General features: G+C 60.2%; 29 protein-coding genes. 18 read left to right on the top strand and 11 right to left on the bottom strand.

Annotated elements, in window-relative coordinates:
• Positions 1-251: 251 nt before the first annotated feature.
• From M1L53_RS20405 to M1L53_RS20385, 5 genes are all read right to left on the bottom strand, one after another.
• Positions 252-458: a helix-turn-helix domain-containing protein gene (locus M1L53_RS20405; RefSeq protein WP_080909521.1), complete on the bottom strand. Its 207-nt coding sequence runs from the start codon at positions 456-458 to the stop codon at positions 252-254.
• Positions 455-1,198: a phage antirepressor KilAC domain-containing protein gene (locus M1L53_RS20400; protein ID WP_261949264.1), complete on the bottom strand. Its 744-nt coding sequence runs from the start codon at positions 1,196-1,198 to the stop codon at positions 455-457. The genes M1L53_RS20405 and M1L53_RS20400 overlap by 4 nt, the downstream gene beginning before the upstream one ends.
• 49 nt (positions 1,199-1,247) lie before the next feature.
• Positions 1,248-2,003 (bottom strand): GIY-YIG nuclease family protein, encoded by a 756-nt coding sequence (locus M1L53_RS20395; RefSeq protein WP_261949263.1) that lies wholly within the window; start codon positions 2,001-2,003, stop codon positions 1,248-1,250.
• Entirely contained in the window at positions 2,000-2,251 is a 252-nt protein-coding gene (locus M1L53_RS20390; protein WP_261949262.1) for a hypothetical protein, read from the bottom strand. The genes M1L53_RS20395 and M1L53_RS20390 overlap by 4 nt, the downstream gene beginning before the upstream one ends.
• Before the next feature lie 650 nt (positions 2,252-2,901).
• Positions 2,902-3,300 carry a hypothetical protein gene (locus tag M1L53_RS20385; RefSeq protein ID WP_261949261.1) on the bottom strand — a complete coding sequence of 133 codons (399 nt, stop codon included), beginning with the start codon at positions 3,298-3,300 and terminating at the stop codon, positions 2,902-2,904.
• A 194-nt stretch (positions 3,301-3,494) separates the two neighbouring features.
• On the opposite strand from M1L53_RS20385, the gene M1L53_RS20380 reads away from it, so the two are divergent.
• Entirely contained in the window at positions 3,495-3,932 is a 438-nt protein-coding gene (locus M1L53_RS20380) for a helix-turn-helix transcriptional regulator (RefSeq protein WP_261949260.1), read from the top strand.
• A gap of 284 nt (positions 3,933-4,216) precedes the next feature.
• A complete protein-coding gene (locus M1L53_RS20375) occupies positions 4,217-5,104 on the top strand; it encodes a site-specific integrase (protein WP_261949259.1) in 888 nt (295 codons plus the stop codon).
• A gap of 95 nt (positions 5,105-5,199) precedes the next feature.
• Here the strand turns inward: M1L53_RS20375 and M1L53_RS20370 are convergent, their stop codons facing one another.
• The gene (locus tag M1L53_RS20370; protein ID WP_261949258.1) at positions 5,200-6,636 is read right to left on the bottom strand and encodes a site-specific integrase; all 1,437 of its coding nucleotides are present in this window, start codon (positions 6,634-6,636) and stop codon (positions 5,200-5,202) included.
• Positions 6,633-7,283 (bottom strand): helix-turn-helix domain-containing protein, encoded by a 651-nt coding sequence (locus tag M1L53_RS20365; RefSeq protein ID WP_054188930.1) that lies wholly within the window; start codon positions 7,281-7,283, stop codon positions 6,633-6,635. The genes M1L53_RS20370 and M1L53_RS20365 overlap by 4 nt, the downstream gene beginning before the upstream one ends.
• Positions 7,284-7,414: 131 nt before the next feature.
• Here M1L53_RS20365 and M1L53_RS20360 point away from each other — a divergent pair, with 131 nt between their 5' ends.
• The 14 genes from M1L53_RS20360 (at position 7,415) to M1L53_RS20295 (ending at position 18,256) form a co-directional block, all read left to right on the top strand.
• Positions 7,415-7,561: a hypothetical protein gene (locus M1L53_RS20360; protein ID WP_261949257.1), complete on the top strand. Its 147-nt coding sequence runs from the start codon at positions 7,415-7,417 to the stop codon at positions 7,559-7,561.
• A gap of 453 nt (positions 7,562-8,014) precedes the next feature.
• Positions 8,015-8,221: a hypothetical protein gene (locus M1L53_RS20355; protein ID WP_054188931.1), complete on the top strand. Its 207-nt coding sequence runs from the start codon at positions 8,015-8,017 to the stop codon at positions 8,219-8,221.
• A 34-nt stretch (positions 8,222-8,255) separates the two neighbouring features.
• Positions 8,256-8,423, top strand: a complete 168-nt coding sequence (locus M1L53_RS20350) for a hypothetical protein (RefSeq protein WP_185744472.1) — start codon at positions 8,256-8,258, stop codon at positions 8,421-8,423.
• Positions 8,423-8,836, top strand: a complete 414-nt coding sequence (locus M1L53_RS20345; protein ID WP_054188933.1) for a hypothetical protein — start codon at positions 8,423-8,425, stop codon at positions 8,834-8,836. Before M1L53_RS20350 ends, M1L53_RS20345 begins: the two co-directional genes overlap by 1 nt.
• Before the next feature lie 700 nt (positions 8,837-9,536).
• Positions 9,537-9,743: a hypothetical protein gene (locus M1L53_RS20340; RefSeq protein WP_142006243.1), complete on the top strand. Its 207-nt coding sequence runs from the start codon at positions 9,537-9,539 to the stop codon at positions 9,741-9,743.
• A gap of 768 nt (positions 9,744-10,511) precedes the next feature.
• Entirely contained in the window at positions 10,512-10,937 is a 426-nt protein-coding gene (locus M1L53_RS20335; protein ID WP_185744474.1) for a WhiB family transcriptional regulator, read from the top strand.
• 141 nt (positions 10,938-11,078) lie between these two features.
• Positions 11,079-11,339, top strand: a complete 261-nt coding sequence (locus M1L53_RS20330; RefSeq protein ID WP_054188936.1) for a hypothetical protein — start codon at positions 11,079-11,081, stop codon at positions 11,337-11,339.
• Between the two features lies 1 nt (position 11,340).
• Positions 11,341-11,790, top strand: a complete 450-nt coding sequence (locus M1L53_RS20325; protein ID WP_054188937.1) for a hypothetical protein — start codon at positions 11,341-11,343, stop codon at positions 11,788-11,790.
• Positions 11,790-16,139: a phage tail tape measure protein gene (locus M1L53_RS20320; protein WP_054188938.1), complete on the top strand. Its 4,350-nt coding sequence runs from the start codon at positions 11,790-11,792 to the stop codon at positions 16,137-16,139. The genes M1L53_RS20325 and M1L53_RS20320 overlap by 1 nt, the downstream gene beginning before the upstream one ends.
• A 127-nt stretch (positions 16,140-16,266) precedes the next feature.
• On the top strand, positions 16,267-16,788 hold the full coding sequence (locus M1L53_RS20315; protein ID WP_054188939.1) for a hypothetical protein: 522 nt from the start codon (positions 16,267-16,269) through the stop codon (positions 16,786-16,788).
• A gap of 9 nt (positions 16,789-16,797) precedes the next feature.
• Positions 16,798-16,986, top strand: a complete 189-nt coding sequence (locus M1L53_RS20310) for a hypothetical protein (protein ID WP_054188940.1) — start codon at positions 16,798-16,800, stop codon at positions 16,984-16,986.
• 19 nt (positions 16,987-17,005) lie between these two features.
• Positions 17,006-17,287, top strand: a complete 282-nt coding sequence (locus tag M1L53_RS20305; protein WP_054188941.1) for a hypothetical protein — start codon at positions 17,006-17,008, stop codon at positions 17,285-17,287.
• Between the two features lie 49 nt (positions 17,288-17,336).
• Positions 17,337-17,666 carry a hypothetical protein gene (locus M1L53_RS20300; protein ID WP_054188942.1) on the top strand — a complete coding sequence of 110 codons (330 nt, stop codon included), beginning with the start codon at positions 17,337-17,339 and terminating at the stop codon, positions 17,664-17,666.
• 125 nt (positions 17,667-17,791) lie between these two features.
• Entirely contained in the window at positions 17,792-18,256 is a 465-nt protein-coding gene (locus tag M1L53_RS20295; RefSeq protein WP_054188943.1) for a hypothetical protein, read from the top strand.
• Between the two features lie 89 nt (positions 18,257-18,345).
• On the opposite strand, the gene M1L53_RS20290 is transcribed toward M1L53_RS20295, so the two are convergent.
• The 4 genes from M1L53_RS20290 to M1L53_RS20275 all read right to left on the bottom strand — a co-directional run bounded on the left by M1L53_RS20290 (position 18,346) and on the right by M1L53_RS20275 (position 21,218).
• On the bottom strand, positions 18,346-18,480 hold the full coding sequence (locus M1L53_RS20290; protein WP_261949256.1) for a hypothetical protein: 135 nt from the start codon (positions 18,478-18,480) through the stop codon (positions 18,346-18,348).
• A 753-nt stretch (positions 18,481-19,233) separates the two neighbouring features.
• Positions 19,234-20,085, bottom strand: a complete 852-nt coding sequence (locus tag M1L53_RS20285) for an alpha/beta fold hydrolase (protein ID WP_054188944.1) — start codon at positions 20,083-20,085, stop codon at positions 19,234-19,236.
• A gap of 62 nt (positions 20,086-20,147) precedes the next feature.
• Positions 20,148-20,456 (bottom strand): hypothetical protein, encoded by a 309-nt coding sequence (locus tag M1L53_RS20280; protein ID WP_136470805.1) that lies wholly within the window; start codon positions 20,454-20,456, stop codon positions 20,148-20,150.
• A 219-nt stretch (positions 20,457-20,675) separates the two neighbouring features.
• The gene (locus tag M1L53_RS20275) at positions 20,676-21,218 is read right to left on the bottom strand and encodes a TetR/AcrR family transcriptional regulator (RefSeq protein WP_042451377.1); all 543 of its coding nucleotides are present in this window, start codon (positions 21,216-21,218) and stop codon (positions 20,676-20,678) included.
• A gap of 121 nt (positions 21,219-21,339) precedes the next feature.
• Here M1L53_RS20275 and M1L53_RS20270 point away from each other — a divergent pair, with 121 nt between their 5' ends.
• Positions 21,340-21,813, top strand: a complete 474-nt coding sequence (locus tag M1L53_RS20270; RefSeq protein WP_054188945.1) for a DUF4334 domain-containing protein — start codon at positions 21,340-21,342, stop codon at positions 21,811-21,813.
• A 29-nt stretch (positions 21,814-21,842) separates the two neighbouring features.
• On the top strand, positions 21,843-22,931 hold the full coding sequence (locus M1L53_RS20265) for an NAD(P)-dependent alcohol dehydrogenase (RefSeq protein ID WP_054188965.1): 1,089 nt from the start codon (positions 21,843-21,845) through the stop codon (positions 22,929-22,931).
• Positions 22,932-22,960 lie beyond the last annotated feature (29 nt).

Below are 22,960 nucleotides of genomic sequence, written 5' to 3'. Positions count from 1 at the left end.
CATCGCCGAACTGCTGGACACATCCACCACCGGTGAGTTCGCAATTCCAGTAGCCGCCGTGGGCGAGGTCAGTCGTCTGGGCTGACGGGTTGTGCGCGGGGATGGGCTCGATGGTGTCAACCTCGAGACCGTCGAAGGTGCGGATCATGACAACCTCCCATCGGCGAGAGTGACGATCGTCCACACCATGACAACCCAGGCAGCGAGACCGAAGGTGGCGGTGAGGATGGTGGCTCGGAGGGCGTTGATGGTCATGACGCCACCGACAATGGTCGTTCGCCACGGAGGAACCGATCGCAGTCGTCGCGATGAATTCGCCAGTGACCATTCGGCGCCTTGCGCTGATACCCGAGAAGGCGCTCGGACTCAAGATCCTTGCGGACGGTGACGGGATGCCGGCGCATGTACGCCGCGGCCTCGTTCACGTCCATCCAGGGGGATTCGATGATTGCACTCATGCTGCATCTCCAAGTTCGACACTGGACGAGAGCTTCTTGCGGAGGAAGTCGATGCCAGATGGTCGGACGAAAGTCGTCGCGGTTGGGACCGTCTCGCCGGTCTTCCGGTTCTTGTACGTACCCGGCACGACTTTGAAGTGATGGTCATATCGGCGGTACGGAAGGTTATTGCTCTGGAGCACTCCCATGCGGCGGAGTTCGCGGAGCATCACATTCCGTCCCCACTTCACGATGCGCGCCGTAGCCGCGAGGCTGTAGCAACCGTCCGAGTCCATCAACTCGTCGAAGAACTCCGCCTTCGGTTCGAGCTCGGAAATCTGCGCATCCTTCTTAGCGAGCATCGATTGAGCTTCGAGTACTGCGCGAGCAAAAAATTCAGGGCCCACCAACGCAGGGGCTGTCGAGTAGGAACCCGTGTCCCGAATGGATGGCCAGACCTCATGGGTGAGGAAGCGACGGAAGCGGCGAGCTTCAGGCTTACGTGAATCGAGGACGAGATCGGTCGCACCATTTTCAGAGACGACGTTCATTCGCCGAACCTGCCCGCTGGACCTGATATCAGTACTGCTGACATCAGCTTCATCGAGTCGGCTTACAGCCATTGCGGCATTGCCGATGTCGAGTGCCTGGCAGATGTCGGCCGCTACAGCCCAGCGCTGACCATCAATATCGACAGTGCGAATATTGGTCGTCTCGAACGAGAACAGTTCGATCGAGTCGGTAGAGGTAAGATCAGTCATGACTTTCCTTTCTGAGTGAGGGTGAGGTCCAAGACCGCTAGCTGTTGCATCAGTTGGCGGTCTTTCTCTGCTCCCGGGACAATTCCCGGAAATCAATGGCGTCGGCCTCTTCGAGGGCGACCGCTATCGCCTGCTCCCATGAGTCGCCACGCTCCATGCGGCCACGGAGGGAAACATTTACGAAGTGTCGACGGGCCGCCTCCGCCGCCTTGGCGGTCGGGGCCGAGTTGACATGAATCGGGTCGCGTTCGACTGCTTCCGAGTAAATCTCTGTAGCGATCGATTTCGTGTATGGTCCGCGCACCTGGAACCGCGCAACCAGTTGGGTCCATTCACTGTTTGCGTACCTGAGACGCTCCGCCCAGTGCGCTCCCGGATTGATTGAGCGGGCTACGTAAAGGAAGTCGCCGGCTGCGCTGTAGCACTCATAGACGTAAAAGATTCGATCTCCGGGCGTCGCGTCCAGTGCACGGTTGCTGCGCTTTCGCTTCGCCTGCCCACCTGATCTCTTCCGGGAGCGGGGTGTCTCAACCCGAGACCATGCGCCGTCTGGGACATCTTCGGCGTGCTGCTCGACATAGGACCGCAGTTCATCGGTCGCCGTGAACCATTCGCCATGTGTACGGAGATGCCTGAAGTCGCCATGAAGCGCCGCTTCACCTTCGACTCCAACTCCAGTCATTAGTCCAACCAAGCGGCAGGGCTCAGGCGTCTGCAGGCTGCGAATTCGCTTGTGTGGGTTAGTGGCGACGCCAATCTTGATCGCATTAGCGCGGTGAGCAAAGAGAAAATAGACGTCACTCATGCTGCCTGCTTCATGCTTGCGGAAGCGACAATCACTGTGGCCGAAAAAAGCGATCCGGGAGGGGCGTTGAGGGCCTCCTCGATGCGAGCAGCTGTTGCAGCTCCGACTGTGTCGCGACTGCTTTTCCCTCCGCTACGCAGGAAGGCGATCGTTGAAATCGAGCACTTCGCCTCTTTTGCGAGCCCGGCGTTACTGAACTTGCGGAATCCCATGTACTGGCGGAATGCCTGCTTACTGATGAGTCGCACCCAGAGCCTCCCTGTGTCGACGGTATGCGTACGAACGCCTTGAGATCTCAATGTAACTCCCTGCTTCTTGGTTGGTCAAGCAACAAGCAGAATGTAACCACACCCAGTTACAAATGGCAATAGCTGTAACCAGCTGCGACCAGGGGTGCAGGTAGAGACATTGGGGTAATTTGTAACCACACTGGTTACAAGCAGATTATTCGAACACCCGTCAATCGTGGGAGCGTCTGAAACCGTGAGCAAGCTAAGCAACCTGCTGAACAGTCAGCCGGTGACTGCCCGACAGGCAGCAGAGATCGCCGACAAGCGCGGCATCACCCTGCCTTACGGCACGATCGCGGCCTACTGGTCCGGCCGGCATGGGCGGCCATCCGCCCGGACGCTAGAGCGGCTCGCAGAGGTACTGGCGATTCCACTGGGGCAGCTACAGGTGGCGGCATGGAACAGAACGGCTCCGGCCGAAGACTGGACCCCACCACCCGAAGTCCGCTTACTCAATGACCGCCAGCGCCGAGCACTCGACGAGCTGATCCGCAGCTTCGCCGCGACGCAGGAGGAAAGCGATGAAGACACGAGCACGCAGGACGCGACGAGCAATCCGACGCCTTATGGAGAAGTTGGGTTTGGCGGAGCCCCCATGATTGCTGCCTCTAGGCAGCAGCCCAACCCCAGTCCTCGGCGCGCTGGTCCGAAAGTAGTACCTCTTGACGAGCAGGAGCGGAGGGAATATGAACGGACACATACGTCTCCCAACTCTCCTCAACATCAGGATTGAAACACCACCCGCCGTGAACCGAAGGCGTGTAATAGAAGGCATACTCGGCCGCACCGAGCAGTAAGGACCACTGCAGGTCAGTGCAGCCGTGCCGAGGGATCACATAGACCTTGTCCCGAGTAGCCACAAGTGCGCCGATTTCGGCCAATATCTCGCCGCGGTCCACCTGGTAGAAGATCTCCTCCGAGGCTTCGCACGGAACGATGCCGAGTACTTGAAGTTCATCGGCGGTGACGGACAGAATTGGACACAAGAAAGCAACCCGGTTCGGCATATTGGATTCCCTCAAATCGGCCCGACAGGGGCGGTAATCTTCTGGTGAACACTCTCTTAGTGCACTGAACGAAGTCTATTGCCACCCTTGAAAACTCGAGTGCGAATTGAGGATTCAACCTTTAAACGTAACCCCGGCTTGCACCTACATTGCGGCGAAGGCGCCGCACATCCTGCGCAAATGGAGCAGACGTCATGGACGAAAATGAACGACGGTCCTATGGGCCCCAGATCCGCGCCATCAGGGACGCGGTCGGCTGGACAAGGGATCAGCTCGCGAGCGAATCCGAAGTACCCGCGGGAACCATTAAGGGAATCGAGAACGGCGCAGCGGGACAGCAGGACAACCTCGTCAAGATTTTCTCAGCACTTGGGGTTGCTCCGTCCGACTACGGTTTGATCACTCACGAAGTTCGCGACATGCTCGGGGTGTTCGCCCCACTAGTGGCGCGAGTGCCCAGGGATAAGCTCCCCGAAACAATGGCCGTGATCATGCGGATCCTTTCGCGGGTCGGTCGAGGGCTACCAATTCCGGAGTTGTTGATCGACTCGGGAGTTCCACGAATTGATGCGACGCAGGTCAACCTGACGATGGGGGATTCAGAAGTGGTTCAAGCGAATCGGACCGACTGATGGCATCAGTCAGGAAACTTGCATCCGGGAAATGGCAGGGCCGTTACCGCGATGCCTCCGGGAAATGGCGATCCGCTGGAGTGTGGCCTCGCGAGAAACAGGCGTTGGCGAAAGCTCAAGCTGCCGAGGATAAAGAGCGGGCCAATCCCACTGATGTAGAGTCCCAGAAAATCACCTGGGGTGAATGGGAACCCAGGTGGGAATCATCTCGCCGCGTTGCCGAGTCAACGAAGGGCCGGGATCGAGGCCGCCTGGAGAAACATGTCCGCCCGAAGTGGGCGCATGTGAAGCTCAAGGACATCACTACACATGGCGTCCAGGTCTGGCTGCGGGAACTTGAAGACGGAGGACTCGCGCCGTCGACAGTGATCAAGTGCTACCACCTACTGAGTAGTTCCCTCAAGGCTGCGGTCGCAGCTCGGATGATCGACAAATCCCCATGTGTCGGAGTGGTGCTACCCAAGTCCGGGGCCCCACTGGAGAGGTACGTCACGGACGAGGAAGTCCGAGACATCACTTATCACATGAGCGCTCGGGATACCTTCGCCGTGCAGCTGTTCCTCGGGACTGGAGTACGCCTAGGTGAAGGGTTGGGGCTGCACTGGGAGTCGGTGGACCTCGCGCACAACACTGTCGCCATCAGTCGATCCTGGGATCCGATCGGGCAGCAGATCAAGTCGACGAAGAGTTACGGCAATCGAGTTGTGCCGATCTCGCGGGAGCTGTCGAAGATGTTGGAGTCTGAACTGGAGTCGCGTGGACCGGGTAGGCCGGCGCCGGTTCAATATGTTCGATCAGCTCGTGCCCATACCGGTCTCGTACTGCCCGGCTTACGTGTCCTCAAGGGCGTCGAGGGTAGGCCGATGGATGGGGACAATTTCCGCCACCGGTGGGAAGCTGCGATCGCTGATGCGAACTCGTTGCGGATCAAGCAGAAGCGGATGCCCATCCCGCCGGCGCGGGTGCACGACCTTCGCCACACCTATGCGTCACGGCTGGTTCAGGCAGGGGTTCCACTGATGGCCGTGAAGGAACTCTTGGGGCATCAATCAATCGTGACGACGCAGCGATACGCCCATCTTGCGACGACTCAGTGGGACTCGATTCGTGCCGCTCTCGGCGATACCCCCAAGGGGTACGGCCTTCGTGCCACGAAACGTGCCACACCTTAGGGCTATATGGGGCTATATTGTGGCACATCCGACCACTTCCAAGGTTTATGAAACCGGTTGCCGCACAACGCCATAACTCACTTTCGCACACTTAGCTACATTGCCGATTTGGGACTTTTAATCCGCAGGTCGTAGGTTCGAGTCCTACTGGGGGCACCATCCTGACCAGGATCTTCCTGTTCAGATTGTGGGACAGGCACGTTCGGATCGGCGGGAGTGGTCACCAAGTGGTCACGCCCGCCTTTTTGTTCCCTGTTCGAGCGCGGTACGAGACCGGCCGCAGCCTCGGCAGCCTTGGAGTCCACACCAGCCAAAAGGTGGCTGTACGTGTCCGCCGTGATGGCGATCGACGAGTGCCCGAGCCGCTTACTGACGATGGTCAGATCGACGCCGGCCGCGAGCAACAGTGACGCCTGACCGTGGCGCAGGTCGTGCAGACGGATCGAGCGCACACCCGCGGCCTTGGTCAGCTTGTTGAACTGATCGGTGACGTACTGCGGCGGGTAGGGCTGTCCGTTCTCGCGAGCGAAAACGAGACCGTGTTCGACGTATGCCTCACCCCACTCGGCTCGTTCCATGTCCTGAGCGAAGCGGTGAGCCAGCAGAACGCCCGCGGTGTGCGCGTCGATACCGACCACACGATCTTCACCGCTGGCCGTCTTCGGCTTACCGAACTGGAACTGTCGGTGCTCGCCTTTGCAGAACTCGCACTTAATGCCGGTTCCGTCGATCTCCACGAGCTGTTGACGAACGATGACAGTGTTCTTGTCCAGGTCCACGTCATCCCAACGCAGCCCGCAGGTCTCACCGCGGCGCAGTCCCGTCATAGCCATCGTCTCGTACAGCGTGCCGAGTCGGTCGGTGGTCGCATGGTCGAGGAACTTGCCCAGCTCCTCGGCCTCCCACGGCTTCACCTTCGGACGAGCGGCGCGAGGCAGTTCGAGGTTCTCGGCAGCATTGAACGCCACGAGATGCTTGCGCTTCGCTGAAGTGAGCGCGGTGCGCAGCGTTGCGTGGACGCGCCGGATTGTTGCCGGACTCAGCGTCTTCGGATTGCGGCGCGCTCCCTTTGCGATCTGCGCGTCCGCCTCAGGCTTGGCCTTCGGCTTCGCGATGTCCCGTAGGAACTTCTCGACGTGGGTGGCGCGCAGCTCACCGAGACGAAGCCGCCCGAGATGCGGGATCAAGTACGAGTTCACGTGCTGCTCGTACGACCGGATCGTCGTCGGCCGGATCCCCGAATCTCGTTTCGCTTCGATCCAACCTCGCAGGTAATCAGCGACAGTCAGCTTGTCGTCGTGTGCGAGCTGCCCGGTACCAGCCGCGTGCAGGAACGCAGACAGCGCTGCCTCAGCGTCATCGCTGGACTTGAATCCGGACTTACGAACCTGGCGACGCTTCCCTGTTGCCGGGTCATTTCCCATGTCCGCAATGAACACCCACGAGCCGTGGGCTTTGCGGCAGGCTTTGCGCCGGCCCTTTGCGTCGCGCTCGACGGGGCATTTGCACCGCTTCGAAACACTCCCCCTCATAACTCCTCCTCAATCTCAGAAACATCGAAGCCAGCGTCTTTCAGCTTCTGTTTGATCAGGATTTCGGCCTTTCGGGTATCGGCGATTGCCGCATTCGCACGCCGAATCCAGTGCCTCAGCGTCGAGGCTGTCTTGTACTCCTCAACCGAAGAGCCTTCCTCCTCGGCGGCCGCCATCGCAGTCTCATACTGGATCTTCGTGTCACGAACATCTGATTCCCACTGTGAGATCTGACCGGGAATCGAGTCCAGTTCGCGCATCAGCGTCAGGTGATACTCAGGTTCGTCGGGCTGAGCTGCCTCACGGGGCACCTTCGTTTCGCCAGTGAACCATTTGAGTGCGTCCCAAGCGTTCTGTGACTTGTTCGGCAGGATCTGAAATTCGCCGTCCGGTATGCCCGGGAATATGAGCTCCACTGGAGGCACCTCCAGTGCGGCCGCGAGAACTATCAACTCATGTAGCGTGAGCGACTTTCGTTTGTGCGCTTCAAGATTCGCGAGTGTTGTCCGACCCGTGGGGTACCCGAGTTCGGTGCAACGATCAGCGAGCTGCTGGTAGCTGAGCCCCCGCTTTTGGCGGTAGCGGCGGATCTGTTCAACGACTGCCTTGGTCAGTTCCTCGGGCCACTTCCCCGTACTGGATGTCATGGAATATGACGATATCAGACTGAACGTCCATGAATCTACTTGCACGGGAATTACATCTGTGCCACGATAGTGCATGTCACAACATGTGAACGAAACAGAGCTTTATGAGTAGAAATATGAACGGAGGAATCGTGACCGCGAACTCTGCATCAGAGCGCATGGCGGCCGGGGATGTGATGGTGAAATCCCCCGACGACCGCGCTTCGTTGGCCAAACCGCCGGAGCTGGCGGAATACCTCGCGGCAAGACGGTCCAGGGCCTCGCTGTGTGGCGCATGAACGGCGTAGGACCGAAGTTCATCAAGTTTGAGAACGGGAGTATTCGCTACAGGTGGAGCGATGTTGACGCATGGCTCGCCGCACAAGAGGTTGGCGGTGCGGCATGACATCGGCGGTGAAGTGGACGCCCGAGGCGGTCAGAGCCCTCGGGGTGATCACTGACCTGCCTACAGCACTTGAGATTGTCGGCCTAGGTCAAACAGCCGGCTACAGCGCCGCCAAACGCGGCGAACTGCCATTCCCCGTCCTTCGACTTGGACGCAAGTACAAGGTGCCTGTCGAGGGACTACTCAAAGCGCTCGGACTTGAATCCGACGATCAGCTCGACTCAATGAAGAAGGCCCCGGCAGGTGCTCGAACACCTTTTAGCCGAGGCCATCACCCGAACCCGCAACAGATTGGGCGAACGAAATGAAGACTACTCGGAACCCCCGACAAGTTCATCTCACCTCTGTGGATGCACCAAGTTTCCTCAGGACAGAGGCCGATTTCATCACGAACGACGGCGAAATTCTGACGATCGCCGCGCAGTTCCACAACAACGGTGACGGCACGTTCGATCGCCTCGTCCTGATCAACGACTACGCCATCCGCTGCGACGCCGTTGACGATCTGATCGTCGCCCTTGGTGAAGCCCGTGACCGCGGATTGGCGGCCTGACATGCCTTACTTCGGAAAGCTCACGATGCGCTGCATGCAGATCGAGGCCGCATTCGACCCGGAACGCAACACAGTCGACATCCAGATCGGCAATGACATTCGCCTGCACATCGCTGATATCGACGAGGTCTACGGCCTGATGGATGTTTTGCAGGACGCCGCCCGTGCGATGGCGAAGTTCCAGTCTGAGCAGGTGGCGTGATGTCTCCTACCTACTCAGACCTCGATGGCTTCCACTCGGACCCTGCCGGCTTCGGTCGCATTCGACAGTTGCCCGCAGCTCGGCAGCCAGACGGCGATATCTACGAGGATCACTGCAAGCCAGTCGCACTCGTCCAGGGCGATTTCGAGCAGCCCGCACAGTCGACGGGCATCCGAGCGACTGTTCACAGGTGGACCGATTCGGATTCAGTCGAGTTCGTGGTCGGGCTCGAAGGCGTTGACAACAAATGGAACTCGACTGGCGGCACATTTCAGATGTCGCCCGTTGCAGCACTCCAACTCTCGGCTGATCTGGCAACAGCGGCGTTCGCGTTGATCAACGATGCCGAACGCATCTTGAAGCGCGATAGCGAGCAGATCACCGAGGCCGCACGGCACCGGGAGGACATGTGAGCACCACCGAACTCATCCTTGCCGTCTTGCTGGTCGTTCAGAGCGTGTCGTGGATGGCCCACGACTACAAGCACTTCGAGCCGGGGAGGAGTGACACAGAGTGACCTCAGGTCTCAAGTTCCGATGGCACCGAGAGTTCCTCGCTTCGGATCTCGGCAAGACAGCGAAGCTGGTGGGCGTCCGAGTGTGGGACTACGCCTCTGGCGACGGTGGCGGCGCGCATCCTGGCCGCTCCGTCCTGTCCGAGGATCTTGGGATTTCGTTGTCGACGGTTGACCGCGCATTGCGTGATTGCAGGGACTCGGGATGGCTGAAGCGAACGAATGAATCGAACAGCCACCCGAGTCGTGCGTGGGCTGATGTGTACGCGTTGACGTTTCCTGATCGGTCGTCATCAGTGACTACCGATCAGGACATCAACCACTCGTCACCCATGACGACCGTTCTCGCAGACCGGTCGTCAAACGACAGAGACCGGTCGTCAAACGAGCCGCTATCGGTCGTTACCGATGACGACCCAACAGAACCTAACCAACAAAACCTTTTACAAGAGAGGGCTCTCCCTTACGTAAGTAACGCAGGCGCGAGCGCGCATGAGCGCGAGACCGAAAATGCGGCGCAAACCAAAGAACCTCCATCCCATTCGAATTCGGCTGATCGTTACAGCAACGAGCAACAACCGAAACCCGAGCCAACTCCGATGGACCACCTACGGAGAACCTTGGGCGCGCTGTCCGACGACGAGAACACCTACGCCGTGGACATGATCGAGTGGGGCCACAGCTGGTATGCGATTCGCGCCGAACTCGTGAAGTACCGAAATCAGCGTCTAGGGCGACGCAAACACCTTCACCCAGTCAAGGACACCAGCCAACCCCTAAACGGGGCCGAGATTCCTACGGCTTAGCCGGAAATGAGGACAGCACAATGACTACTTGCAACCAGTGCGGAGCAACTTGGGGTGGCATGTCCACCTGCCACTGCTCGGCTTGTCACATAACGGTGAGCAGCCCCTCAGCATTCGATCTCCACCGACGAGCCGAACAGTGCCGAACACCCGCACAAGCCGGACTCATACTCACCGACCGCGCCTACCCATGCTTCGGACACCCACAAAGCGACACAGAACGCCCCACAAGCTGGGCAAACAACGGTCAAGGCCTCATCGCATGACCAGCCCAGCCAAACCTTTGGCAGCCCTCCTGCGTGCGTGCGCGGGAGGGCCCTGCCCCCATCTCGATTCAAATCGGACGTCCGGCACCGCTACCGCGTGCGCGAGAAATGAACGTTCACCGGGCTCACCACGTGCGCGAAGTAGACGTTTACTTGCCTCTCCGCGCACGGGAATCACACGTTTGATGGCGACCCCGCGCACGGGAGAAGCGAACGTTCGGCACGGCTACCGCGCACGGGAGAGAGGAACCCTGCAATGCCTGACCGCTACGGCGAAGAACGAACAGAGACCACAAGCACCGAGCCACTCCCCCACGAGTGCGATAACGGCTGGCTCGGAGAAGACGAACAAGGCCGCCCGCGCCCATGCCTGCGTTGCCGGCCGAACCTCGCCAACCCCACCAAGGTTCACGGCGTCCGCTGACAGGTCCGCGCAGGCGCGTGCATCTGCGAGAAGTGATCGATCCGCGCCCGCATGTGCGCACGCGAGAGGAGCCACGAGATGAACGCCCGCGGTGATCTGGACAAGGTGGCGCTCGACGCGCTTCTACGAGCTATGGCACCACCAGCATTGAGCATCCTCGTCGACCCTCGGCTCGACGGCGCAGCCTGCAAAGGGAAAGCGCCACTGTTCGACGATCGCCTCGACCGAGAAGACCACGACGCCGAACCCGAAAAGGAGCGCGCCGAAAGGCACCACCAGGCACGCAAGATCTGCCTGACATGCCCAGTGCGCTCCGCATGCGAAAGCTCGGCGCTCGACCACGAGGCATCCGGCATCTGGAACGGCCGGCTCGTCTCGAACCAACGACCGCCACGACGAAAAGCAAAAGACGCCGGGACAGCGGATCCAGCCAAACCAGTCGAGCGTGTCGGACCCCTCTCGCATGATGAACACAAACGAATGACTATGCACAAATCCGCATAATCATTCGTTCGAACGGAAGGAAATCGCGATGCTCACCGCAACAGCAGCGCGTGACCACCTTGTGACCACAGGTGGCCTGAACTGCACAAACACACACCTGATCGGATTCTCAATCCGCAGGTCCGAACCCTCGGAGAACACATGACAAACCGCAACAGCGACCAACAAGGCCGCGCCGACCTCGCCGCCATCGTCAACGGCATCGAAGGCTACAACAACGGCGCCGTTCGATCGGTTCTCGACGCCATGACTGACGACGAAATCACTCGGCTGACTGTGGCCGCGCAGGCCGATCACAGCGAGCACGCTCTCGCATTCGCACAGCACTTGTCCAACTACCAAACGGTCATGACATTGATCGGTTGCGTTCGAGGCGTCCGCGCCAACGGACAGGAGTCCTGACATGGCTTACAAGGATCTCGACACCTTCTTCGACCCGGATCTGCACCTGCCGATCAAGGGCAACTGGTACACCGTGCCGGCGCCTGGCGCCGAGGAATGCTTCGCGCTGCGTGAACGCGTGGCACAGGAAGGCGTACCGCCAAACGAGCAGGTCGAGGATGCATTGCTGATCCTCGGCGCCGAGCGCGACGAGGAAACCAGCAAACTGGAACTCGCGGGTGTTGTCGCCGAAATGGTCGCTGACAACATCACGTGGCCCATGATTTTGCACGCCGGCCGCACCGCGCAGCTCCACTTCGGTTTCTCCCCCGATATGGCCGAAGCTCACTGGAGCTTGGGGCAGCTCGGGAAGCTGGTGGATCTGGAGTGGATCGCAGAGAAGTTCCTCGCTCCGAAGCCTGAGAAGAAGCCGAAGCCCAAGGTGAAGTCCGGTAAGCGAGGTGGTCGCTAATGCCTCTCAATGTCGCAGATCTCGTCGCCCACCTGACTGTGGATATGGACCAATTCATTCGGGACATGCGCACCGCTGGGCAGCAGACGGACAGGTTTGAATCGACGGTGCAGCAGGCAGCGCGCAGGGTTGACCAGAGTTTCAGGCAGAGCGCGCAGGGTGTTGATCGGCTCAGTACCTCCACGTCGGGTGCCCAGCAGGACATGGGCAGGCTCGGCACCGCTGCCGGCGACGCCGCCCGAGACGCTTCCCGAGTTGGTCAGAGTTCGCAGGATGTGAACCGACTCGGGAGCGCTGCCCGCGGTGCTGCCACCGATGTGGACCGCATCAGTACGTCTGCATCGCAGGCCAGCCGCCAGGTCGGTCAGTTGGGCGATGACCTCGGCGGCGCTGCATCAGGTGCTGGTGGCGCCGGCCGCGACATGGGCGGGAACTTCCTGTCCGGGTTCACCGACAAGATCGGGAAGCTGTCTTCCTCGACTGGCCCTATCGCTGGCGCCCTGCTTGGTGTCGGTGTGATCGGTCTTAGTGTCGGTGCTGCTCTCGCCGCCGCCATCAGTGACGGCATGGAGCAAGAAGCCAACCTCGACCTATTCCAAGCCCGTACGAAGACCACCGAGGCGCAGGCCCGGAAGTTCGGTCTCGCAGCAGGGGAAGCGTATTCGGACGCATTCGGTGAGTCAGTCGAGGCCAACCTCTCGACACTCACCCTGGCGTTGCAGTCGAATGTCATCGATCCCGGTGCCACACAGCAGGACGCCGAGAAAGTCATTGCCAGCTTGGACACCATCTCCACCGCTCTCGACGGGGAGGTCTCGCAATCAGTCCTGGCTGTCTCGTCGCTGATGTCCACAGGTCTTGCGGCGAGCGCGCAAGAAGCGTCCGACATGATCGCCAATGCTGTCGGCGGCAGCGCCAACAAGCAGGGCGATCTTCTCGAAACGATCAGTGAGTACTCGGCTGGTTGGAAGAACGCCGGCATTTCAGCCGAGATGGCCCTCGCACTGATCGAGCAATCGACGGACAACGGCGCGGACAACTCGGACCGGGCCGGTGACTCGCTACGTGAGTTTGGCCGTCGCATCACTGAAGAGGGCGACACGATCGTCACGGCTCTCAACGACATCGGCCTGAACGGCGCCGAAATGTACGAGGTGTTCAAGAAGGGTGGACCTGAAGCGGACGCCGCTTTCGACCAGGCCTTCGACAAGATCAGCGCAATCGAGGATCCGGTGAAGCGAAACGCTGCGGCGATGGCGTTGCTTGGTGACACGTCCGGTGACTTCATTGGCGCTCTGTCTCAGTGGGATCCGTCGAAGGCTCTTGCTGACTTCGGCGAGTTCGAAGGTGCCGCCGGGAAGCTGGCAAATCAAATCGGCGGTAACACGGCAACATCGGTCAAGGGTGCGATGAACTCCATCTCAACGGTGGCAGACGGATTCAAGGCCGCCCTCGCAGCAGCATTCGGACCACAGATCAAAGAGTGGGCCGACAACATATCGAACAACCGAGTGGGAGTGATCGACTTCTTCCAGACCGCAGGTAACGCGGCGTTCGAACTCGGCAAGTCAGTACTCGGGTTCGTAGCATCGGGGCTCGATGGGCTCGCCGAATTCGCCGGCGCGGCATCCGAGACCGGCGCATCGTTCCTGGAGATGGGCGCCAACATCCTCTCGGTTGGTGAGTCCATCCCTGGCTTCGGGCAGATCCTCGGCATTGCTACAGGCGGCGCGGCCGACAAGCTGCGAGAACTCGCAAGGACCACCCGGGAGGCAGGTGTCGGAGAAAACGGTGAAGGCGGAATCAAAGGCTTCCTGTCCGGCACAGCAGACACGATTCGAGAGGACTACATTCCCGCGCTCGGTGCAGCCCAGGATCGGACGAACGGGTTCATCGACGAACTCAAGCTCTCGGCAGCGTTCAACGACCAGACAGCCAAGGTCACCAAATCCATTGGCGAAATCGGTGTCGCCGTCGACGGCTCGGTCATCAAGATCGAGAACTGGAACGGCGCAATCGACAGGGCCAACCCACTGCAAGCGGAGATGGAGAACCGGCTGCGCGGACTGTCCGGCCAGTTCCGAGACCAGATCAAGACCGGACTCGAAGCAGGCAACACGGTCGAGAACTTGACACAGCAGTACGCCGGCAACCGCGACGCGCTGATTCAGCAGCTCAGTGCGACGCTCGGTAGCAACGAAGCCGCGGTCAAGTACCTGAACACTCTCGGGCTCACACCCGAGTTCGTGTCCACCGAGGTGCGCACCGAGGGCATGCCGGACGCCAAGAGCGACTTCGACGTGCTGCGCGACAAGGTCATCAAGGTTCCCGACTCGAAGACCATCGTCACATCGGCGCTGACTAAAGACTCGATCGACTCACTTCGAGCGCTCGAAGGTGTGAAGGTCGAAGTCCTCAAGGACGGCACAGTTCAGGTGCACGCCGAGACCGAGCAGGCAGAGGCAAACCTGCAAGCGTGGCTGCAACAGGGTCGCAGTATGACGATCTGGGTCAACGCGAAGGAAACCCACAACGGTTACTGGGAGTCGAAGGGCTACACGCCGGCCGAGGCCGCACGGATCAGTGGACCAGTACCGCTCAGCCAGAACGCAGACGGCAACATCCACGAGCCTGGACAGGCGACAATCCGGAACGGCTACGGACGCGGAATCTACCAATGGGCAGAAGCCGAAACAGGTTGGGAGGCTTTCATTCCCGGCGCTCCATCCAAGCGCGGCCGATCCGAGCAGATCCTTGCCGAGACTGCGCGGCGCATGGGATTCGGCGTTGTCCGGTTCGATGATGTGAAGCCGATGGCTGACGGTGGTGTGGTTGAAAGCCTCGAAGGTATTGCTGCACGCAAGTTCCCGGCACTGTTGCAGAACGGGCACGCGTTCTCCTCGTACCGTTCGGATGGGTCCACGTCGTATCACAACAGTGGTCAGGCAGCGGACTTCTCCAACGGGTCTGGGAATACGGATGAGCAGTTGGCGATGGCGAATTACATGGCCGACAACTATCAGAAGCAGTTGGCTGAGCTGATCTACATCGATCCGAGGTTCGGTAGGTGCATCAAGGATGGTGAGTTTGTTCCGGACTCGTTCTATGCGGGTGCGGGTGATCACACCAACCATGTGCACGTCGCGGCGAAGCAGCCGTTGGGTGAACCTGCCGGTAGCGCCCAAGCAGCGGCTCCTGCTGCTCCGGATACTCGGACGGAGCGGGAGAAGATCGCTGATCAGGTGATCGCGGAAGGTAAGCGCCGCGGCATCAGCGATAAGGGCATCAAGGCCGCGGTCATGACCGCCCTCGCTGAAACCGATTTGCAGAACCTCGATCACGGCATGGACGGCGATAACGCCGGCATCATGCAGCAGCGCGATAACGGTGGTTGGGGCACGTTGGAGGACCGGAAGGATCCGACCAGGGCTGCGGGCATGTTTTACGACAAGCTCGACGACTTCGACTACAACAGCATGTCGGAGGCTGAGGCGGCGCAGAAGGTGCAGCAGTCGGGCACTGCGGATGGTTCGAATTATGCAGTGAAGGCTGCTGAGGCGGACGAGATCATCGCTGCGTCGAATGCTCGCGGTAACGGTCAGATGACTGTTGCGACGACGGATTCTGGTGTGGCGTTGGCGACTGATGGGCAACGGGTGTTTGTCACCAACTGGCCCGGAACATCGTCGCTGACCTCCACCCCGAGTGCACCGACCACAACAAGCGCGCCGGCAGCAGAGGCCACCCCGGATGACAACTTGATCTGGAAGGGAGCGTTCCGAGTCTTCGAGAATGGCGGGATCCGCGGACTACCTGAACAGGCTGGCATCTACCCGGACGGCGCCGACCTCGTTCGGTTCGCCGAGCCAGGCACAGGTGGAGAGGGCTACATCCCACTGCATCCTGCCAAGCGTCGGCAGTCCCTTGCGGTCACGAAGAAGATTGTCAACGGCTTCGGATTCGAGCTCGTCCCGTTCGAGGACGGCGGGATCCATGGCGGCCTAGGCGGCTTCGGTGGCTATGTCGGAGAAGCCCCCGGGCTGAAGGTGCCCACCACCGCCAACGGGCGCAGAGCAGCGGCATACAACGCCCTCGCATTCGGCGTCGGCAGTGCGTTCGCACTCGCAAGTGGCTTCGACGCAGATGGCAACTTCACCGGTCAATTCGACACAGGCGCCAACAGTTCCGCTCAGTTGGAGAAGGGGTTCGGGCAAGTCACCGACGAACTCGCGCCAATCCTCGAAGCAATTCTGTTGGCGATCAAGAACCGTGAGCCGATCCGCGCAAGCGTCAACGTAGACAACGGAACCGGCATGGCGAACATCTCAATCATGAAGGGCGGGCTCTGATTTCGCTGTGACCACTGCGTGACCACACAGCCTCTGACCTGCATCAATACACGCACCATCGGACATTCAGTCCGCAGGTCGAAACCACAACAGCAACAACAACACTCAACCCAGGAGACAAAACAGCATGACTGAAACGAGCATTCCCACCGTCGCTGACATCGACGCCGAAATCACCGACGCCACTGCTGCTGTCGAGGATCTCGAAACGAAGGTCATCAACGGCGACACCGCTGTCACCTCGACCGCGATCAGCAAGGCCCGAGAGAAGCTGAGCTTTCTCGGACTTCGACGCAAGGCAGCCGAGAAGGTCGAAGCAGCACAGCGCGAGGAGAACCACCGTAAGTCCGTCGAGGGCTACCGCACTCAAGTTGCAGCGTGGTCAAACGCCGCTGAAAGCGAAATGCAGGAGGCCTACGCCGACATCGTTAACTCGACCAAACGACTCAAGAGCCTCATCAACGCCCGCCAGAAGCAAGCCCGCAGCTACGAGAGCCAGGCAAGCGCTCTCGGCCTGCCTGACCCCCGTTTCCCAGGGATCAGCGAGGACTACCTCGGATACGCGTTCGACGAGGGCCGCACCGGCATCCGACGCGTGCATGGGTTCATTACCGACAACAGCGGCCGACACCGCCTGCACCGCGACTAGGAGTAACCGATGCCAAACAGGTTCTTCCGAGCGATCCCCAACCCTGATCCAGCCGATACCCAGCCCTCGCCCGTAGGCAATTTCGCTGAGTGGGAGGCCGGCAAACGCGAGCGGCAACTCGCCGAAGGGGCGGAGACGAACAACCCCGCACGACCCATCAAGCACTACATCTATGAACTTGACTACTTCGACGAGTGACACCCCAGGAGACAACACCATGAGCAAGAACATCGAGATCTACACACAGACTGACCCCGAAGACACATTCATCGACGTGCCTGGCACCGCCTCGGCAATAACAGGGAAACCCCGCCAGATGCAGATCTACGCAGGCTCCGGTGACACCCGCGTACCCGGCACGAACGGGTACACCGCACCGGCCGACGATGCCGCTAGCAACGACAGCGACGACGACGATTTCGACCTCACCGCTATCGCGAGCCGCGTCGGCAAATCCAAGCTGACGATCTTCGAACCTCGCGGCGGCGACGCAGCCTGACACCCCTGCGGCCCAGCCTTCACCGGCTGGGCCGCCCGGAAGGACACCCATGAGCAACGACTTCAACGCCATCATCGCGGCAGTCGAACGCGCAGCAACCCGAGGCCTACAGCAAGCCGCTGACATCATCCACCAAGAGGCAGTGCTGCGAGCGCCGAAAGAGACAGGTGTACTCCGCAATACCTCGTACACGCAGGCTGAAGGCAACGAGGCCATCGTCGCTTTCGACACACCGTACGCAGTGCGTCAACATGAAGAGCTTGGCTACCACCATCAGGACGGTGAAGCGAAGTACCTCGAAAACGCGTGCATCGACCGCAAAGACGTAGTAGCCGAAACCATCGCCGAATCCATCCGAGAAGGACTCAAAGGCCGATGAACAGCGTAAATAGATTTCGCCTATTTATCGGTCACAACTGATAGGGCTTGGCAATCGAGCGCCTCAACCGTCACGGTTGGGGCGCTCCCTCGTTTGCAGTCTGCCCGGTCTGGTATCTATTGGCCATGAAACGGACATCCACGGCTCTATTGGTTGCCGGCCTCTCGATCGCGACCCTGGCGGGATGCTCGGGCGAACCGGAACCCGAGATTGCATCGACCACGCAGACCGTTGCGCAATCCACAACCACCCTGGCACCCGCAACGACCAGCGCAGCAACCACAACTCCGTACGTGGTCCCCGAGTATTGGATGCGCGTCAATGGTCCCCGCTACGTCACAGTGGTTGTCCCGACCCGCTATCCGGCCGCGCAAATGACCCGGGTCATGCAAAACGTGGTGGCCCTGCACTCCGGAAAAGAAGGCGGCTGGCACGTCAACATCGTTTGTGGAACGTCTGCGGAAGACACGAGCGGCGCAACGCTCGGCACGTCATCCTTTGCGCTCGACAATCTCGGCCTGGCGCAGACAGGTCTCAAGTCCAAGTTTCAAGCAGCAACAATCATCCGAGACGGCGCAACCTGCGATTGAGAATTACTTGCATTCGTGCAAGTAATCAGTCTTCCGGCACTGGATGCAGCCTTCTCTCACGCCTTCTGTCTGAAACTGGAGTCGGGCCTTCACCTGGAAGTGCTGAAAGATCTCGGATCTTGATCCATTTCCCGAGAGGCTTCGTAGGCGTACCAGGACGCCAGTTCGTCAGTGGGGCTCGCCGCCGACGCCACCAGACACGTACCGCCATGAAGGTATTCCATCGCCATTCCTCAGTTGGCGATTCTGACAGCGAGAACCGCATCGCCCGACGAACGACGCCCTGCCCCTTAGGCTCCGACCAAGTCACTACGATCCATCCTGAGCTTTCTTCCGCATCGCTGGCTTGGAACCGAACAACGATCGGCGGCGATGTCGCCGCAAGCTCAGGGTGAACTTCGAGCGGCGAACCGATTACCCGCACGCCGTCGAGATGGACCGCAACCTCAGATCTCTTCCCTGGCCCGACAACGTAGACCGAAGCCTTCCAAGGTTTGCGTGAGATTCCGTCACGCCCTTTCTTGGGCTCTTCCGTCCTCGCAAATGCCACGCTCATGCCGTGACCACCAATCGAGTCCTTTGCGACCTGAAGTTGTCGACCGGCAACCAAGAGTGTGAAGCCAGCGAAGACGGCCGCGAGTAATGCGAGAAGAGTAGTGAGGTCCACCGAATCAGCCTATTCGAGAGAACCGGGCGGTCCGCACCCTTCGTGGCTTCAGTGTGGTCACAGACGACGCGTGTGACCACACAACCAGGCATCACGAGACGGACCTCGGATCGGCGTCCACCAGCCGAAACGAGGTCCATTCGTCATTGGGTATCACCAGGTGACACGTCTGGGTTCTGACTTTTAATCCGCAGGTCGTAGGTTCGAGTCCTACTGGGGGCACAAACACAGACCCGGCGCCTCATTCAGAGGCGCCGGGTCTTGTGCATTCGTGCCACATCGATTCGTGCCACATGAATGCAACAGCAGGTCATCGAAGCAGGAACTCGAGGGTCACGCGCTCGAATGCCTCCTTGGCTTCGATCATCACCCAGTGCCCGCAGTTCGGAAATACATGCAGTTCGGCGTTCGGAATCAGTCGCATCGGAATCATCGGCATGTCCGGTGGACACTGCCGATCATCGAGCCCCCATGTCAGCAAGGTCGGGCATTGCACCTTGTGCATCATCGACCAGTACGGCGGCACATCCGGGTTGGACATCATCTGCTGCTGAGCGGCAAAGGCTTTGGATCCGTACATCGCGGTCAATGCCTGGTGCGAGGCCGGATCGTTGGCCGTTTGCCATCGTTCCTCGATCCGCTCCTCGGTGATCACGGATCTGTCGTAAACCATGCACTCGAGCCAGCGAACCAACTTCCCACGGCTGGGAGCGTCGGCGAATTCCTGGAGGAGACGCGTACCTTCGCTCGGGTTCTGACTGAAGATATTCGGGCCCACGCCTCCGATGGTGACCAATCTGCGGACGCGGTCAGGGAACCTCATCGCGACGTTGACCCCGACAACTCCGCCCATCGAATTGCCGATCATCGCAGCGGATTCGATTCCCAGCGCATCCATGAATCGAACCACCGCCGAGGTTGCCGTGAGAACTGGATGACCGTCGACGGCATCGCTCACGCCGAAACCCGGGAACTCCAGGAGGTAGCAGTGGAAGTGCTTTGCGAACACCTCGAGGTTCCCCCGGTAATTCCGCCATCCACTCACGCCGATCCCGGAGCCGTGCAACAGGATCAACGGCGGACCATCGCCCGCCTCGTGATAGCGCAAAGTCCCCCTGTCGGTAGCGACTTCGCGTTTGGTCCCTTCGTAAGTCACGTCCATACCGCAAGATTAGAACGTGTTACAGATTTGCGACGGCTGATTGCGGAACTTCGCAATCACTGTCAGAAGCATCCCCCGCTGCCTCGACGCCCACTGCGATTCGTGGACTTCTGCTCGCTCGGTTTCGACTTCCCCGTCCCGGCCTTCACACACCGGTTGGGGCGCCGCACCTGCTCGAAGTGCCCGGCGCTCACCACATGACCGGCCACGCTGACCTTGACCGGCGCATCCGCGCGGGCGGTTCCGACTTGCGCCGATCCCAACGTCAGGGCGCAAGCAGCCACAACGACCAGCGCTACCTTCTTCGAGATCTTCATATGCACGGCCACTTCGACACGGGTCCACTCCAGATGCTGAACAGGTGCGCGCACCGAAGGAACACGCTCGGCGTCGACGATATTCAGTCAGGGTGGCCGGCCGCGATCCTTTTGCTCACCAGCATCTGAACAGTCGACGACAAAAGTTTTGGCGGCACGTCAACATCCCGAGGGCGTCAACGAGCCGACGCCCAACGTACGCACCGTTACTGAGAAATCCGTAAATCCGGGCAACCACACAGCGACGGGCGTGGACGTTCGCGTTTGGACTCGCTACGCCACAATCAAACGCCGAACCGCCTCGACTGCCGCCTCCCGACGTCGAGGGATGGAACGAGTCGACTTGAGCGCGAGCATCCGGGCGATATCCGTGATCAGCAGGATCAACTCCGTGGGATTCCACGCGGGGTCGATGTGTCCCTCGAGCTGCCCCTTGCGGATTTCCGCAACTTTAGGCCGGAAGGTCTTGCTTCGTATGTCGTCCTCGCTCATGACGTCCGGCGCTTCGAGATCCGCCCATTGCTGCAATCGGGCGTTCTCGGGATGGGCAACGTAGTTGTCGAAGAGGCGACCTGCATAGCCCGGCAAGTCGTCACCTCGAAGTGCTGTCTCCGCTGTTGTTTCGGACGTCCACTGTTCGGTCACGGCAGCGAACAACTCTTCCTTGCTTGCGAAGTACGCATAGAGACGGTCTTTGCTGGCACGCGCTTGCGCGGCGATCCGATTGATCCGCGCGCCGGCCAGCCCGTACGTGGCAAATTCGTCCTTTGCGGCCGCCAGAATGCGGTCCCTCGTAGCTTCCCCTGCTGAGCGCATGTTGACAGCCTAGAACGAATCGACCGTTGCCGAACCATCCGGTTCGGCGTAGCGTGCAGAGTTGACGAACAATTTGGTTCGCGAACAAGTCGTGCCACTTACCGTCGACTCGAGGAGAGACATGAATCTCGACGAAGCCCGAACTGCTTTCGCCCGGCTCCGTGCTGCGGAAAGTGGTGTATCACCAGCAGAACTCGACGAAGTGTGGGCCGCGCTGGAAACCGTCGCCGCCGAAGAAATCCTCGGCGAGTGGAAGGGTAACGACTTCGCCACCGGTCACCGGCTTCACGAAAAGCTGTTCGCGAGCCGTTGGTACGGCAAGACCTTCAACTCGGTCGAGGACGCCAAGCCGTTGATCTGCCGAGACGAAGACGGCAACCTCCATTCCGACGTCAAGGGCGGCAATGGCGAAGCAAGCCTGTGGAACATCGAGTTTCGTGGCGAAGTCACGGCAACGATGGTCTACGACGGTGCGCCGATCTTCGACCACTTCAAGAAGGTCGACGACTCGACACTGATGGGCATCATGAACGGAAAGTCGGCGCTGGTTCTCGACGGTGGGCAGCACTACTACTTCCTGCTCGAGCGAGCGTGATTCGCGCCGAACAGAATTCGAGATCCTCCATGCAGATGACAGCGGCGCTCTCACACGGCCCGCACTCCCCCTTCACACTCGACACCGTTGAAATCGACGAACCCCGCGCAGACGAGATCCTGGTTCGCATCGTCGCTACCGGCCTGTGCCACACAGATCTGTTCACGAAGTCGGTGCTACCGGAAAGGCTCGGCCCCTGCGTGTTCGGGCACGAAGGGGCGGGGGTGGTCGAGGCCGTCGGCTCGTCGATCGACAGCATTGCGCCCGGTGATCACGTGTTGCTGAGCTACCGCAGTTGCGGTGTGTGCAGGCAGTGTCTCAGCGGCCATCGGGCGTACTGCGAAAGCTCACACGGGCTCAACAGCTCTGGCGCACGCACCGACGGCTCGACGCCGGTCCGGCGAAGCGGAACTCCGATACGGTCCGCATTCTTCGGCCAGTCCAGCTTCGCGGAATACGTCATCGCCACTGCCGACAACACCGTCGTCGTCGATCCTGCAGTGGACCTGACCGTCGCGGCTCCCCTCGGCTGCGGATTTCAAACCGGCGCGGGTGCCGTGCTGAATCTACTTCGCCCCGAGCCCGACTCGACGTTTGTCGTCTTCGGAGCCGGCAGCGTCGGACTCGCAGCGCTACTGGCAGCGAGGGCTGCCGGCGTTTCCACCCTGGTCGCCGTGGACCCCGTTGCGCAGCGGCGCGCACTCGCCGAGGAATTCGGCGCCGTCACTGTCGATCCGACCACCGAGGACGCGGTCGAAGCAGTACGCGCCGCCACCGACGGAGGTTCGACACATTCCCTCGACACCACCGGAATCGGCTCCGTGATCAATCAAGCCGTCACATCACTTCGAGCACGGGGAACACTGGCGGTAGTCGGACTCGGAGCGTCCACGGTCGAGATGAACATGGCCGACATCATGCTGAGCGGAAAGACAATTCGAGGATGCATCGAAGGAGAGTCGGAAGTCTCGACGTTCATCCCCGAACTCGTCGAACTCTTCACTGGTGGCCGGTTTCCGATCGACCGCTTGGTGACGCGCTACGCCTTCTCCGACATCAACAAAGCCGTCGAAGATCAAGCGTCGGGGCGCGTCATCAAACCCGTTCTCGTGTGGTGAGGGGCGAAATGTCTCATTCGTCGACCCGA

It is taken from the genome of Rhodococcus sp. T9N, from assembly GCF_024436645.1.
In the GTDB taxonomy this organism is placed as follows: domain Bacteria; phylum Actinomycetota; class Actinomycetes; order Mycobacteriales; family Mycobacteriaceae; genus Rhodococcus_F; species Rhodococcus_F qingshengii.
The sequence above is the reverse complement of the archived record's forward strand: the minus strand, read 5'-3'. Positions and strand labels throughout refer to the sequence as shown.

What these genes read in the sequence shown, in the direction of transcription:
- M1L53_RS20405 (WP_080909521.1), bottom strand. Translation starts at nt 458, where the DNA reads ATGAGTGCAATCATCGAATCCCCCTGGATGGACGTGAACGAGGCCGCG.
- M1L53_RS20400 (WP_261949264.1), bottom strand. Translation starts at nt 1,198, where the DNA reads ATGACTGATCTTACCTCTACCGACTCGATCGAACTGTTCTCGTTCGAG.
- M1L53_RS20395 (WP_261949263.1), bottom strand. Translation starts at nt 2,003, where the DNA reads ATGAGTGACGTCTATTTTCTCTTTGCTCACCGCGCTAATGCGATCAAG.
- M1L53_RS20385 (WP_261949261.1), bottom strand. Translation starts at nt 3,300, where the DNA reads ATGCCGAACCGGGTTGCTTTCTTGTGTCCAATTCTGTCCGTCACCGCC.
- M1L53_RS20380 (WP_261949260.1), top strand. Translation starts at nt 3,495, where the DNA reads ATGGACGAAAATGAACGACGGTCCTATGGGCCCCAGATCCGCGCCATC.
- M1L53_RS20370 (WP_261949258.1), bottom strand. Translation starts at nt 6,636, where the DNA reads ATGAGGGGGAGTGTTTCGAAGCGGTGCAAATGCCCCGTCGAGCGCGAC.
- M1L53_RS20365 (WP_054188930.1), bottom strand. Translation starts at nt 7,283, where the DNA reads ATGACATCCAGTACGGGGAAGTGGCCCGAGGAACTGACCAAGGCAGTC.
- M1L53_RS20350 (WP_185744472.1), top strand. Translation starts at nt 8,256, where the DNA reads ATGCAGATCGAGGCCGCATTCGACCCGGAACGCAACACAGTCGACATC.
- M1L53_RS20345 (WP_054188933.1), top strand. Translation starts at nt 8,423, where the DNA reads ATGTCTCCTACCTACTCAGACCTCGATGGCTTCCACTCGGACCCTGCC.
- M1L53_RS20340 (WP_142006243.1), top strand. Translation starts at nt 9,537, where the DNA reads ATGGACCACCTACGGAGAACCTTGGGCGCGCTGTCCGACGACGAGAAC.
- M1L53_RS20335 (WP_185744474.1), top strand. Translation starts at nt 10,512, where the DNA reads ATGAACGCCCGCGGTGATCTGGACAAGGTGGCGCTCGACGCGCTTCTA.
- M1L53_RS20330 (WP_054188936.1), top strand. Translation starts at nt 11,079, where the DNA reads ATGACAAACCGCAACAGCGACCAACAAGGCCGCGCCGACCTCGCCGCC.
- M1L53_RS20325 (WP_054188937.1), top strand. Translation starts at nt 11,341, where the DNA reads ATGGCTTACAAGGATCTCGACACCTTCTTCGACCCGGATCTGCACCTG.
- M1L53_RS20320 (WP_054188938.1), top strand. Translation starts at nt 11,790, where the DNA reads ATGCCTCTCAATGTCGCAGATCTCGTCGCCCACCTGACTGTGGATATG.
- M1L53_RS20315 (WP_054188939.1), top strand. Translation starts at nt 16,267, where the DNA reads ATGACTGAAACGAGCATTCCCACCGTCGCTGACATCGACGCCGAAATC.
- M1L53_RS20310 (WP_054188940.1), top strand. Translation starts at nt 16,798, where the DNA reads ATGCCAAACAGGTTCTTCCGAGCGATCCCCAACCCTGATCCAGCCGAT.
- M1L53_RS20305 (WP_054188941.1), top strand. Translation starts at nt 17,006, where the DNA reads ATGAGCAAGAACATCGAGATCTACACACAGACTGACCCCGAAGACACA.
- M1L53_RS20300 (WP_054188942.1), top strand. Translation starts at nt 17,337, where the DNA reads ATGAGCAACGACTTCAACGCCATCATCGCGGCAGTCGAACGCGCAGCA.
- M1L53_RS20295 (WP_054188943.1), top strand. Translation starts at nt 17,792, where the DNA reads ATGAAACGGACATCCACGGCTCTATTGGTTGCCGGCCTCTCGATCGCG.
- M1L53_RS20290 (WP_261949256.1), bottom strand. Translation starts at nt 18,480, where the DNA reads ATGGAATACCTTCATGGCGGTACGTGTCTGGTGGCGTCGGCGGCGAGC.
- M1L53_RS20285 (WP_054188944.1), bottom strand. Translation starts at nt 20,085, where the DNA reads ATGGACGTGACTTACGAAGGGACCAAACGCGAAGTCGCTACCGACAGG.
- M1L53_RS20275 (WP_042451377.1), bottom strand. Translation starts at nt 21,218, where the DNA reads ATGCGCTCAGCAGGGGAAGCTACGAGGGACCGCATTCTGGCGGCCGCA.
- M1L53_RS20270 (WP_054188945.1), top strand. Translation starts at nt 21,340, where the DNA reads ATGAATCTCGACGAAGCCCGAACTGCTTTCGCCCGGCTCCGTGCTGCG.
- M1L53_RS20265 (WP_054188965.1), top strand. Translation starts at nt 21,843, where the DNA reads ATGCAGATGACAGCGGCGCTCTCACACGGCCCGCACTCCCCCTTCACA.